The sequence below is a fragment of the Streptomyces sp. NBC_00299 genome (assembly GCF_036173045.1).
GTDB classification, from domain to species: domain Bacteria; phylum Actinomycetota; class Actinomycetes; order Streptomycetales; family Streptomycetaceae; genus Streptomyces; species Streptomyces machairae.
Genome location: NZ_CP108039.1, coordinates 6,520,817 through 6,532,112, shown reverse-complemented (window position 1 = coordinate 6,532,112; position 11,296 = coordinate 6,520,817). Strand labels below are relative to the sequence as shown.

Sequence of the window (11,296 nt, the reverse complement as noted above, 5' to 3'; positions counted from 1 at the left end):
CGGCACCGCCTGGGGCAGTTGAGGGTTGATCGATCGTCCCGCGCGCCTCCCAGGGGCGCTCGGGACCGATGTCAGTACGGCAGAATCCGCCCCGAAGGAGTGCGCCGGTCGATCTCGCCCCTCGTGTCACGGGGAGCGGCAGGCCGGCGGGTGACACGAACGCGAACGTGGGTCTGGCGGTTCATGGCGCCCTCCTCGTATCCCGGGTCCGTTGCGACCAGCCTTCTCTCCGCAACCTTTCGGCACATCGTGCCCACGGAGGCACTTGTCATGCCTCCGCGGCAGGAGCGGGTGCGTGCCGGGGTACTTCCCGGGGAGGAGGGCACCCCTCGGGGGCAGGACGTCACCGGGCCCGCGCGCCTCAGTCGGCCAGCCAGCTGTACCGCCGCTCCGGCCGCCCCGCGTGCCCGTACCGCAGGGACACCTCCGCCTGCCCCGTGACGCTGAAGTGCTCCAGGTACCGTCGGGCGCTGACCCGTGAGACCCCGAGGCGGGCCGCGCACTCGGCGGCGGAGAGGCTGCCGTCGGCGGTGCGCAGCTCGCGTTCGATCAGTTCGGCGGTCTCCACGCTCATGCCCTTCGGCAGAGTGGCCGAAGTGGCGGAGGGCGCCGCGCCCCTCGCCAGCGCCCGGTCCACGTCGGACTGCCCGCTGACCACGGCCGCGTACAGGTTGCTGCGCCGCGCGGCGTACTGCTCGAGCCGGGCCCGCAGGTCCTCGGCGTCGAACGGTTTGAGCAGGTAGTCCACGACGCCCTGGCGTACGGCGTCCCGGACCGCCTCGGACTCCCGCGCCGCGCTGATCACCATGACGTCGCAGTCGTGCCCGGCGCTGCGCAGCCGCGGGATGATCTCCAGGCCGAACATGTCGGGGAGGTAGAGGTCGAGCAGGACGAGGTCGGGCTGCAGCTCGGCCACCGCGGTGAGCGCCTGCTCCCCGCAGTTCGCCGTGCCGATCACCCGGAACCCGTCGACGTCGTTGACGAATCCGCGGTGGATCCGCGCCACCATGAAGTCGTCCTCCACGATCAGCACGTCCAGTGGGTCCGGTACGCCGATCATCGGGCTCCCTCCGTCACTCGTACGGCCGGCCGGCCGACGGACATCCGGGCGGTGAACATGGCCCCCGCCTGCGTGTTGGTCACCGACACCTCACCGCCCCGGCGTTTGCACACCAGCCGGGTGAGCGCCAGGCCGATCCCCCGGTCGCCGCCCTGCGCGGCCTTGGTGGTGAACCCGTGCGAGAACACCTCCTGCGCGAGCTCCGGAGCCACGCCCGGCCCCGAGTCCCGTACGACGATCTCCACGCTGGAGGCGTCCTGGCGCAGTTCCACCTCCACCCAGGCCTCGTGGTCGTCGCCCCCCGCCCTGGAACCGCTCGCGGCGGCGTCGACCGCGTTGTCCACGAGATTGCCGAGTACGGTCGCCACGTCCGCGGAGTCCGTCGGCTCCAGCCGGTCCAGTGCCGTGCGCTCGGAGATCTTCAACCGCACCTTGCGCTCCGCGGCGAGCGCCGACTTGGCCATGAGCAGCGCGGCGACGGCCCGGTCGCGGACGCGGCTGGTGAGGTTCAGGTCGAGCGACTCGCGGTGTTTGCGCAGGGCGCGGACGTACCGTACGACCTCGTCGTGCTCGCCGATCTGGATGAGCCCGGAGATGGTGTGCAGCTGGTTGGAGAACTCGTGGGCCTGTGCGCGCAGCAGCTCGGTGGTGCTGCGGAAGGAGCCCAACTCCCGTTCCAGCTGGGCGAGTTCGGTGCGGTCCCGCAGCGTCGTGACCGAGCCGAGGCGGCGGCCGTCCTTGGTGACGTCCATCCGGTTCATCACCAGGACCCGGCCCCGGCGGACGACCACCTCGTCGCGCCGCGCGAGATCGCCGGGCTCCCCCTCGGGCGCGGTCCCTGCCAGGACGTCGTACAGCCGCCCCTCGATCCCGAGGTCGGCCAGGCTCATCCCGACGCAGTTCTCGGGCAGGTCCAGAAGTCTGCGGCCGACGGAGTTGACCAGCGTGAGCCGCTGCTGCGGGTCGAGGGCCACCACGCCCTCGGCGATCCCGAACAGCATCGCCTCCCGGTGTTCGGCGAGCCCGGCGATCTCGCGCGGCTCCATGCCGAAGGTCTGCCGTTTGATCCGCCGGGCCAGCAGCCAGGAACCGGCCACCCCGAGGACGCTGGCGACGCCGAGGTAGACCAGCAGATAGGACGAGGCGCCGACCAGCCGCTGCCACACCGACGGCGAGGCCCGTCCGATCATCACCGTGCCGAGGTGGTCCCCGGCGCTGCCCAACTCCGCGCCGAGCACCGGCGCCTGTGCCACCAGCTGGATGACGCCGTTCACCGGCAGCTCGCCGGACCAGCCGCGGCCCCCGGCGACCTGCGGGCCGTCGGACGGCATGCGCGTGCCGACCAGCGTGGGGTCGGTGGCGGCGACGATCTTTCCGTGCGCGTTCGCCACCGCGGCGGACGTGACACCGGACCTGGTCAGCGTGGACTGGAGGAGCGGGGCGAGCATCTCGGCCGGAGCGGGCCGCACGAGCTGGGTGCGCACGAGGGGGTTGCCCGCCATCTCCTCGGCGAGCGCGGTCACCCGGCGTCCCTCGACCCGGTCGAACGTCGCCTTCGACTGCGCCAGCGACACCGCGGCCACGGCGGCCAGCACGATCACGACAATGGCGAGCTGCCATACGAGCAGCTCACCGGCGAGGGTCTGACGCCGCTGTTTTCGGGACGGTGACCGTGACGTTATGACCACTATGAACTCAACCTTCAATGGTCACACAACCGAGACGGGGTGTCTCAGGAACCGCACAATCATGGCGCCGGAACGGGCCGAGCGAAAGAGATGAGCCATGAGAACTCGACGAGCCGCACTTGTCGGAGCACTGGCCGCCGTGTCGATGGTCGCGGTCAGCGCCTGTGGCGCGACCGCCGACAAGGAGGAGTCCGAAGGTGGGAGCGGGTCCGGCAAGCCCGTGACCGGCCTCCGGCTCATGGTCCCCAACACCCCGGGCAGCGGTTACGACCTCACCGCCCGCACCGTCTCCCAGGTCATGCAGGACACCAAGGTCGCCTCCGGCATCCAGGTGTTCAACCTGCCCGGCGCCAGCGGCACCGTGGGCCTGCAGCGCCTGGTGAACGAGAAGGGCAACGGCAAGATGGCCATGCAGATGGGCCTCGGCGTCGTCGGAGCCTCGTACACCTCCAAGTCGAAGGCCACGCTGACCGACACCACTCCGGTCGCCAGGCTGATCGAGGAGGCCGGCGCGATCGTCGTGCCGAAGGACTCCCCGTACAAGACGATGGACGACCTCGTCACCGCCTGGAAGAAGGACCCCAAGAAGCTCGCCGTGGGCGGCGGTTCGTCGCCGGGCGGCCCCGACCACCTCCTGCCGATGCAGCTGGCGAAGGCGGTCGGCATCAAGCCGAAGGACGTCAACTACGTCTCGTACGACGGCGGCGGCGAGCTGCTTCCGGCCATCCTCGGCAACAAGATCGCCTTCGGGGCCAGCGGTTTCGGTGAGTTCCTCGACCAGATCGAGGCCGGGCAGGTGCGGGTCCTGGCGGTGACCAGCGAGAAGCCGATCGACGCGCTCAAGGACGCCCCCACCCTCAAGGACTCCGGCATCGACCTGGTCTTCACCAACTGGCGCGGCATCGTGGCCCCTCCGGGCATCACCGACGAGCAGAAGCAGAGCTGGGTCGACGCGATGACCAGGATGCACGACTCCGACGAGTGGAAGGCGCAGCTGGAGAAGAACGGCTGGGTCGACGCCTTCGCCACCGGCGACGAGTTCGGCACCTTCCTGACCGAGCAGGACAAGGCGGTCGCCGACCTGCTGGCAGAGCTCGGGCTGGCATGAGCTCCGAGGTGAAGGACGAACGGACCGCGGAGGACTCCCCTCCGCCCCGGGAGGGCGGGGACCGCGCACAGTACGGCGTGTGCGTGTTCCTCGCCCTGCTGGGCACCGCGGTCATCGTGGACGCCCTCGGCATCCCGCACATCACCAGCGGCACCGACCCGGTCGGCCCGCGCGCGGTCCCGCTGATCCTGGGCGCGCTGCTGGTGCTGTTCGCGGTGCTGTACGCCGTCGACGTGGCCCGGGGCGGCCGCGGTGAGCCGGAAGCCGGCGAGGACGTCGACCTGTCGGGCGGCAGCGACGGGCGCACCGTGGCCCTGCTGGTCGCGGTGTTCGTGGCGAACGCGCTGCTCATCGAGCGGCTCGGCTGGGTGATCAGCGGTGCCCTGCTCTTCTGGGGCACGGCGTTCGCCCTCGGCAACCGCCACTACGTCCGCAACCTGCTGATAGCGGTGACGCTCTCCCTCACGACCTTCTACGCGTTCGCGATCGGCCTCGGCGTGAACCTCCCCGCCGGTGTCCTGCAAGGAATCCTGTGAGGCCGCGATGGACAACCTGAACAACCTCATGCAGGGCTTCGCGGACGTCATGGCCCCGCTGAACCTGCTGCTCGCCCTGGTCGGCGTGGTCATCGGCACCGCGGTCGGCGTCCTGCCGGGCATCGGCCCGGCGATGACGGTGGCCCTGCTCCTGCCGGTCACCTACGGCATGGAGCCGGTGCAGGCGTTCATCATGTTCGCCGGCATCTTCTACGGCGGCATGTACGGCGGCTCGACGACGTCGATCCTCCTCAACACCCCCGGCGAGTCGTCGTCCGTGGTCACCGCGATCGAGGGCAACAGGATGGCGAAGGCGGGCCGCGCGGCCCAGGCCCTCGCCACGGCGGCGATCGGCTCCTTCGTGGCCGGCACGATCGGCACCCTGCTGCTGGTCCTGATCACCCCGTTCGTGGTCGACTTCGCGGTCGGTCTCGGCGCCCCCGACTACTTCGCGCTGATGCTGCTGGCGTTCATAGCGGTGACGTCGGTGCTGGGCTCGTCCCGCATCCGGGGCTTCATCTCCCTCCTCCTGGGCCTGACGATCGGCCTGGTCGGCATCGACTCGGTCTCCGGCCAGCAACGACTCACGCTCGGCATACCGCAGCTGGCCGACGGCATCGACGTCGTCGTGGTCGCGGTCGGCATCTTCGCGGTCGGCGAGGCCCTGTGGGTGGCCGCACACCTGCGCCGCAAGCCGGCCGAGGTGATCCCGGTCGGCCGCCCCTGGATGGGCCGGGACGACTGGAAGCGCTCGTGGAAGCCGTGGCTGCGCGGCACGGCGTACGGCTTCCCGTTCGGCGCACTCCCGGCCGGCGGCGCGGAGATCCCGACCTTCCTGTCGTACGCCACCGAGAAGCGGCTCACCAAGCACCCCGAGGAGTTCGGCAAGGGTGCGATCGAGGGCGTGGCGGGCCCCGAGGCCGCGAACAACGCGTCGGCGGCGGGCACCCTGGTCCCGATGCTGGCGATCGGCCTCCCGACGAACGCGACGGCGGCCGTGATGCTGGCCGCCTTCCAGTCGTACGGCATCCAGCCGGGGCCTCTCCTCTTCGAGCGCGAGGCGAGCCTGGTCTGGGTCCTGATCGCGAGCCTGTTCATCGGCAACCTGCTGCTCCTGCTCCTGAACCTCCCCCTCGCCCCGGCCTGGGCGAAGCTGCTGCAGATCCCGAGGCCGTACCTGTACGCGGGCATCCTCTTCTTCGCCTCGATGGGCGCGTACGCGGTCAACGCCCAGCCCCTGGATCTGTTCATCCTCCTCACCCTGGGTCTCCTGGGCTTCGCCATGCGCCGCTTCGGACTGCCGGTCCTGCCGCTGATCGTCGGCGTGATCCTGGGCCCGCGCGCGGAGTTGCAGGGCCGCCGCTCCCTCCAGCTCTCCGGCGGCGAGTTCTCGGGGCTGCTGGGCGGCCCGGTGTCGTACACGGTCTACGCGGCGATCATGCTGGTCCTGGCCTGGCCGCTGATAGGCAGGTTCGTCGTACGTCCTCTGCGCGCGCGCAGTGCCGCGTGAGACTTCCTGAGACATCGCCTGGGACTTCCTGAGACATCTGGAGATCGAGATGACCATCCTGGTCGGCTACGTCCCCTCACCCGAGGGTGAGGCGGCCTTGCGCGCGGGGATCGACGAGGCCCGGCGGCGCGGCGAGAAACTGCTGGTGGTGAACACGACCCGGGGCGACGCGTATGCGGACCCGCGCTTCGCCCAGGAACCCGACCTGTCTCATGTGCGCGAGGACCTCGCGGCGCTCGGCGTCGACTTCGACATCCGGCAGGTGCTCGGCGCCCGCGACGCCGCGGCGGAGATCATCGACATGGCGGAGACGATGGACGCGTCCCTGGTCGTGATCGGCCTCCGCCGCCGCAGCGCGGTCGGCAAGCTGATCATGGGCTCGGCGGCGCAGCAGATCCTGCTGGGGGTGGACTGCCCGGTCCTCGCCGTGAAGGCGGAGGGCTAGCCGAGGGCGCGGCGAACCTTCGGCTGATCGTTCGCCGCGCCGGCCCGGCCTCGCCTGCGCCGCGTGGCAGTGAGGCCGGCCGGCCTGACCCGCACGCGGCGCGAGCCGCAGGAACGCACCCGCCGCAGGCCGGCGCGGGTGCGTCCGCCCGGGCGTGACCGGAACGTGCCGCACATCGCCCGGAACACAGCCACCCCGCACGCCCGGCCGCACCCCACCCGCCACCTCCCCTGCCGTGTGCGATGCCGCACACCCTCCGCCCGAGCCGCACCGGGGACACGACCAGGCGCGACGCGTTCGGTCGCCCGTCGAGGGGGTCCGTCGGGGCCGTCCGTATGCCCCGTGGGTGGGACACGGGCGTGATCCGAAACATACGTGTCCTGGGACATATACGTTTTCGCCCGATTGTGGCTAGCTGGATGTGTTTGCCTCGCGCCCAGCGACGCGTCATCCGACCGCCGCCGTCCTGTCGATCGTCCGCCCGGGAGACCCATGCGCCTGCGCGCCCCCTCCGACCCTCCGAACGCCTCGCCACCCCGTATCGCGTCCATCCCGCCCCTTGCCCTGGCCGGCGGCGCCCTGGCCCTGGGTGCTGGTGGGCTGTATGTCGCCGGGCTGCTGATCGCGGGCGGGGACATAGATGCCGGGACGACGGTGCGCGGCGTGGACATCGGGGGCCTGAGCCGCGCGGCGGCCATCGAGAAGCTGGAGCAGCGGCTGGGGCCGACCGGCTCGCGCGACCTGCCCGTGACGGTCGGTGACAGCAAGGGCACGGTCGATCCACGGCAGGCCGGCCTGACCTTCGACTTCGGGGAGACCGTCGACCGGGCGGCCCGCACCCACGACGCCGATCCCTTCACCGTGATCGGCGGCATCTTCCGGTCGGGCGGCACCGTCGATCCGGTCGTGGACGTCGACGAGGACAAGGCCCACGCCGCCCTCGGAAAGCTGGCGAAGTCCCTGGACCGAAAGGTCCGCGACGGCGCCATCACCTTCACCGACGGTCAGGTCCACCAGGTCACGCCGCGCAACGGCTACGCGCTGGACAAGGACGCCGCGATCGACCCCCTGCGCACGGCCTTCCTGAACGGCGGAACCGACGCGGTCACGACCCTGCCCACCAGCGAGACCAAGCCCCAGGTCACCGACCGGGAGATGCAGCGAGCGGTACGCGACTTCGCACGCCCGGCCATGTCGGCGCCGGTCACCCTCGTCGCGGCCGGCCATCGCTTCACCATCGACCAGCCCGTCCTCGGCGAGTACCTGACGATGCGCCCGGACGACGGCGGCCGGCTCACCCCGAGGCTGGACGCCAAGGGCCTGCGGGCCGACCCCGAGGTGGACCGCCCCCTGTCCGTGCTGCCCAGCACGGCCCGGAACGCCGACCTGCGCCTCGTCGGCAACAGGGTCGCGGTGGCCGAGGACGGCCGGGCCGGCCACGTGATCACCGACAAGGCGCTGAGCAAGGCCGTCATGCCACTGCTCAGGAGGACCGGCGCCGCCCGCAGTGGCGAGATCGCCACGCACGTGAGCGAGCCGCAGGTGACCCGCGACAACGTCGAACGGCTCGGCCTGCGCGAGCGGATGTCGTCCTTCACCGTCAACTTCGAGCCCGCGCCGTACCGCACCCGGAACATCGGCCGCGCGGTGGAACTCATCAACGGCTCCGTCGTCATGCCGAACAAGACCTGGAGCTTCAACCGCACCGTCGGCGAACGCACCGAGGCCAACGGCTTCGTCGACGGCGTCATGATCCTGAACGACGAGTTCCACAAGGCCCCCGGCGGCGGCGTCTCCGCCGTGGCGACGACCATGTTCAACGCGATGTTCTTCGCGGGGGTCGACCCCGTCGAGTACGGCGCCCACTCGTTCTACATCGAGCGCTACCCGGAGGGCCGCGAGGCGACGGTCGCCTGGGGCAGCCTCGACCTCAAGTTCAACAACGACTCCGGCAACGCCATCTACATCCAGGCCGAGTCCACCGACACGTCCGTCACCATCACCTTCCTCGGCACCAGGAAGTACGACGAGATCGGCTCGATCACGGGACCGCGCACCAACGTGGAGGAGCCGGCGAAGAAGGTCAGCACCGACAAACAGTGCGTGCCGCAGACTCCGTTGGAGGGATTCGACGTCACCGTGCAACGGGTGTTCGTCGCCGACGGCCGAGAGCTGAAACGAGAGCCGTTCCGCACCCACTACAAGCCGCGTGATGAGATCGTCTGCGAGTGAACTCCCGGCAACGGGCTGGTCGCATCGTTTCTGCACGGATGGTGCGTGGTGGGGCGGGTGGGACTCGAACCCACGGCCGACGGATTATGAGTCCGCTGCTCTAACCGGCTGAGCTACCGCCCCATAGCGGCGTGTCGCGTACATGTGTGCGCGCCGTCTGCCGCAGCATAGCCGCTCATACGATCTCCTGCTTCGTATGGTCGACTTCGCATGCCCTCAAGGACTCCCCCACGACCTGCACGGTTCCCGTGACAGGTGATCACACATGAAAAAGGACCCCATCGGGGTCCTCTTCAGCATGCTCCCCCGACTGGACTCGAACCAGTAACCTGCCGGTTAACAGCCGGCTGCTCTGCCAATTGAGCTACGGAGGACCGAGCTCCCCCGACTGGACTCGAACCAGTAACCTGCCGGTTAACAGCCGGCTGCTCTGCCAATTGAGCTACGGAGGAATGCCTCGTTTGCATCGAACGTACCTACCTGGGTATTCGCCAGGGGGCGTGCGCTCGCTGCGACACATACATTAGCGCAAGCAGGGGGGTGCTCCGCCAATCGGTTCCCCCCGGCGCCGACGCCGCACCAGGGACCTACGCAAGGGAAGGGTGGCCGCCATGCGCTACCGACTCACGTTCGTCATCGGACTCGCCGTCGGTTACGTCCTCGGCACACGCGCCGGACGCGAGCGCTACGAGCAGCTCAAGAAGTCCGCGCGCCAGGTCGCGCAGAACCCCGCCGTCCGCAACACCGCGGAGACGGCGGCACAACAGGGCCGCGTCTTCGCGGGCAAGGCGTACCACACGGTGAGCGACAAGGTCGGCGACCGAGTCCCCGAGTCCGTCGCCCAGCGGGTCCGCTCCCTGCGCGAACGCAGCGCCCACAACGGAGGCGCGGAGGACGACTGGGGCACCAGCAACACGTAACGGACATGGAGACGCGTGTGGGATCGGGGCCTCCTGGGCGCCGGTCCCTGCCACGTCCTCAGGGGCGCGGGGCTGAATCGATTGCGGCTCCGCCGCGTGGGCGCGACCAGCCCCCACACAAGCCGCACCCGAAACACAACCGGCACCCCCACGCCGCCCACGGCCCAAGCAAGCGCAGCGCTACGGCACAATTTGGGCCATGGGGATAGTCGCCGGGTTGGACAGTTCGCCCGATTTCACTCGCATCGTCGTCTGCGACGCAGACACAGGCGCCGTGCTCAGGCAGGGGTATGCCCCGCACCCGGTGGAGTCGCCGGACGGAACCGCGCGTCCGTCCGACGTGGATCCGCAGGCCTGGCTGCTCTCCCTCGGTGAGGCGGCGGGCGGCGGGCTGCTCGAAGGTGTGCAGGCCATCGGCGTGTCGGCGCAGCAGAACGCGGTGGTGCCGCTCGACGCACAGGGCAACACCGTGCGCCCCGCGATGGTCGGCGGCGACAAGCGGGCGCAGGTCGCGGCGGCCGACCTGATCGATGCGCTGGGGGGACGCGAGGCGTGGGCGCAGGCCGTGGGGTGTGTGCCGCAGGCCGCGCAGCCGGTGACGAAGCTGCGCTGGCTCGCCAAGACCGAGCCGGAGAACGCGGCGCGCGCCGCCGTTCTGATGCAGGCGCACGACTGGCTGGTGTGGCAGCTGCTCGGCCGCCCTGTGAGAAGGACCACGGACCGGGGCGGCGCCTCCGGCACCGGCTACTGGTCGGCGGCGACCGGCTCCTACCGCAGCGATCTCGTCGAGCTGGCGCTCGGCCACCAGGCGATGCTGCCCGAGGTGATCGGGCCCGCCGAGGCGGCCGGTACGACGCCGGAGGGACTGCTGATCTCCGCGGGGACCGGCGAGACCATGGCCGCCGCCTTCGGGCTCGGCATCGGGCTGGGCGACGCGGTCGTGTCGCTCGGCGCCTCCGGGTCGGTGATGGCCGTTCACCCCGAGGCGCTCGTCGACAGCAGCGGGATGATCACCTCACTGGCCGACGCGACCGGCATGCACCTCCCGGTCGTCACCACCCTCAACGCCGTACGCACCCTGCGCGGCGCCGCCGAACTCCTCGGCGTGGCCGATCTGGAGGGCCTGTCCGATCTGGCGATGAAGTCGACGCCGGGCTCGCACGGCCTGGTGCTGCTGCCCTATCTGGAGGGTGAGCGCACGCCGCAGCTGCCGCACACGGCGGGGATGCTGGCGGGGCTGCGGCGGGAGTCGATGAAGCCGGAGCATCTGGCGCGGGCCGCGTTCGAGGGCATGCTGTGCGGGCTCGCGGACGCGCTGGACGTGCTGCGCGGCCGGGGTGTCGAGGTGCGGCGGATCTTCCTGCTGGGTGCGGCGGCCGAGCTGTCGGCGGTGCAGGCGGCGGCGCCCATGCTCTTCGGGGCGCAGGTGGTCGTACCGCAGCCCGCGGACTACGCGGCGATCGGCGCGGCCCGGCAGGCCGCGTGGGCGCTGGGCGTGTCGCAGGGCACGCTCGACCCGCGCACCCCGCCGGTCTGGCAGGGCGCGGCCGCGCAGGTCCTGGAGCCCGGTGAGGAGCTGGCGGTGGGCCAGGCGGTGCGGCAGCAGTTCGTGTCGGTGCGGGAGCAGACGCATCCGGGGGCGTTCCGGGCGTAGGGCGGGGCCGCCGGACCCGTGGAACGTAAGAGACCGGTAGGAGTTCGCACCCGGAAGGCCGTATGAGGCGGCGCTGACGGATTAATCGGTTGGGGTAACGCGGCGGGAGTGTCCGACGATAGGGGCCAGGGGCAACCAATCGC

The 11,296-nt window shown here is 70.8% G+C and carries 9 protein-coding genes and 3 tRNA genes; 7 read left to right on the top strand and 5 right to left on the bottom strand.

Annotation, left to right across the window (positions count from 1 at the left end):
- Positions 1-361: 361 nt before the first annotated feature.
- Together OHT51_RS29060 and OHT51_RS29055 are read right to left on the bottom strand one after the other, a co-directional pair.
- Positions 362-1,060, bottom strand: coding sequence for a response regulator (locus OHT51_RS29060; protein WP_328881865.1), 699 nt, complete (start codon positions 1,058-1,060; stop codon positions 362-364).
- On the bottom strand, positions 1,057-2,748 hold the full coding sequence (locus OHT51_RS29055) for a sensor histidine kinase (protein WP_328881864.1): 1,692 nt from the start codon (positions 2,746-2,748) through the stop codon (positions 1,057-1,059). Before OHT51_RS29055 ends, OHT51_RS29060 begins: the two co-directional genes overlap by 4 nt.
- Before the next feature lie 145 nt (positions 2,749-2,893).
- Here OHT51_RS29055 and OHT51_RS29050 point away from each other — a divergent pair, with 145 nt between their 5' ends.
- The 5 genes from OHT51_RS29050 (at position 2,894) to OHT51_RS29030 (ending at position 8,579) form a co-directional block, all read left to right on the top strand.
- Positions 2,894-3,856 (top strand): Bug family tripartite tricarboxylate transporter substrate binding protein, encoded by a 963-nt coding sequence (locus OHT51_RS29050; protein ID WP_328884471.1) that lies wholly within the window; start codon positions 2,894-2,896, stop codon positions 3,854-3,856.
- Positions 3,853-4,392, top strand: a complete 540-nt coding sequence (locus OHT51_RS29045; protein WP_328881863.1) for a tripartite tricarboxylate transporter TctB family protein — start codon at positions 3,853-3,855, stop codon at positions 4,390-4,392. Before OHT51_RS29050 ends, OHT51_RS29045 begins: the two co-directional genes overlap by 4 nt.
- Before the next feature lie 7 nt (positions 4,393-4,399).
- A complete protein-coding gene (locus OHT51_RS29040) occupies positions 4,400-5,902 on the top strand; it encodes a tripartite tricarboxylate transporter permease (RefSeq protein WP_328881862.1) in 1,503 nt (500 codons plus the stop codon).
- A 49-nt stretch (positions 5,903-5,951) separates the two neighbouring features.
- Positions 5,952-6,347 (top strand): universal stress protein, encoded by a 396-nt coding sequence (locus OHT51_RS29035; protein ID WP_328881861.1) that lies wholly within the window; start codon positions 5,952-5,954, stop codon positions 6,345-6,347.
- Between the two features lie 492 nt (positions 6,348-6,839).
- Positions 6,840-8,579, top strand: a complete 1,740-nt coding sequence (locus tag OHT51_RS29030; RefSeq protein ID WP_328881860.1) for a VanW family protein — start codon at positions 6,840-6,842, stop codon at positions 8,577-8,579.
- A gap of 46 nt (positions 8,580-8,625) precedes the next feature.
- Here the strand turns inward: OHT51_RS29030 and OHT51_RS29025 are convergent.
- The 3 genes from OHT51_RS29025 to OHT51_RS29015 all read right to left on the bottom strand — a co-directional run bounded on the left by OHT51_RS29025 (position 8,626) and on the right by OHT51_RS29015 (position 9,031).
- Positions 8,626-8,702, bottom strand: a tRNA-Ile gene (locus OHT51_RS29025).
- A gap of 178 nt (positions 8,703-8,880) precedes the next feature.
- Positions 8,881-8,953, bottom strand: a tRNA-Asn gene (locus OHT51_RS29020).
- A 5-nt stretch (positions 8,954-8,958) separates the two neighbouring features.
- Positions 8,959-9,031: transfer RNA gene (locus tag OHT51_RS29015), tRNA-Asn, on the bottom strand.
- A gap of 159 nt (positions 9,032-9,190) precedes the next feature.
- Between OHT51_RS29015 and OHT51_RS29010 the strand changes: the two genes are divergently transcribed.
- Positions 9,191-9,499, top strand: coding sequence for a YtxH domain-containing protein (locus OHT51_RS29010; RefSeq protein WP_328881859.1), 309 nt, complete (start codon positions 9,191-9,193; stop codon positions 9,497-9,499).
- 199 nt (positions 9,500-9,698) lie between these two features.
- A complete protein-coding gene (locus tag OHT51_RS29005; RefSeq protein WP_328881858.1) occupies positions 9,699-11,153 on the top strand; it encodes a xylulokinase in 1,455 nt (484 codons plus the stop codon).
- Positions 11,154-11,296 lie beyond the last annotated feature (143 nt).